Source organism: Isoptericola cucumis, from assembly GCF_014635665.1.
Lineage (GTDB): Bacteria > Actinomycetota > Actinomycetes > Actinomycetales > Cellulomonadaceae > Isoptericola > Isoptericola cucumis.
On record NZ_BMDG01000028.1, the window covers coordinates 1 to 1,191 of the forward strand.

General features: G+C 68.4%; 1 protein-coding gene and 1 other annotated feature. The gene reads right to left on the reverse strand.

The window, feature by feature from the left end:
- Window positions 1-1,191 (reverse strand): IS3 family transposase gene (locus IEW03_RS20260; RefSeq protein WP_229738471.1). Its coding sequence is split into 2 segments (ribosomal slippage), with 1,192 coding nucleotides annotated over them: window positions 1-925 and window positions 925-1,191; the frame shifts between segments, so codons are not numbered across the junction. This gene is flagged as partial in the annotation.
- Window positions 795-926, reverse strand: a sequence feature (AL1L pseudoknot). (Overlaps the previous gene by 132 nt.)

Consider the following 1,191-nt stretch of genomic DNA (forward strand, 5'->3'; position numbering starts at 1 on the left):
TGTCGGTAGTGGTTGTCCTCGAGCTCGGCGGGTGGGACGAGCCCGATTTCGCCGTGCAGGCGTCGGTGGTTGAACCAGTCGATGTACTCGGCTGTCGCGAGTTCGAGATCGTCGATGTTCTTCCAGGGGCCTTTGTTGCGCACGAGCTCGGCCTTGAACAGCGAGTTGAACGCCTCCGCGAGGGCGTTGTCGTAGCTGTCACCCGTCGAGCCGACCGAGGCGACCGCGCCGGCCTCGGCGAGGCGCTGGGTGTAGCGGATCGCGAGGTACTGCACTCCCTTGTCGCTGTGGTGCGTCAGGCCGGTCAGATCGGCGCCGTCGCGGGTGCGGGTCCAGATGCCCATCTCCAGGGCGTCCAGGGCGAGGTCGGTGCGCAGGGACTTGGACAGCTGCCAGCCGACGACGCGGCGGGAGTAGACGTCGATGACGAACGCGGCATAGGCCCAGCCGGCGAACGTGCGGCAGTAGGTGATGTCGCAGACCCACAACCGGTTCGGTTCACTGGCCGTGAAGTCTCTTTGGACGAGGTCCGGGCGGGTATCCGGGCCCGTGCCCGGGACCGTGGTGCGTGGCCCCTTCGCCCGGGTGATGCCCCGCAACCCGGCGGCGCGCATCAGTCGTTCGACCGTGCACCGTGCGACCCGGTGTCCCTGGCGGTGTAGCTCGGCGTGGACCTTCCGGGCGCCGTAGACGCCGAAGTTTGCCGCGTGCACGTCCCGGATGAGCGTGGTCGTGGCAGCGTCGCTGACAGATCTGGCCGAGGGCGGGCGGGATTTGGCCGCGTAGTACGTGCTCGGAGCGACCTGCAGCACCTCGCAGATCGGCTCGACCCCGAGCTCGCGCCCCTCGACGACTTCGTGACGGTGGGCATCGATATAGGCGACTACTTGCTGGACGGGCGGTCGAGCTCCGCCGCGAAGAAAGCCGACGCGGTCCGCAGGATGTGGTTCGCCCGCCGCAGCTCACGGTTCTCCCGCTCCAGCTCCGCCAGACGCTGCGCATCACTCGTCGTCGTCCCCGGCAGGTACCCCTCGTCGACCTCCGCCTGACGAACCCAATTGCGCAGCGTCTCGGGGTGGATCCCGAGCTGCTCACCCACCCGGCGCAACGCCCCGGTCTTCGTCTCCGGATCCCTGCGCAGGTCCACAGCCATCCGGATCGCACGCTCACGCAGCTCGTCCGGGTACTTCC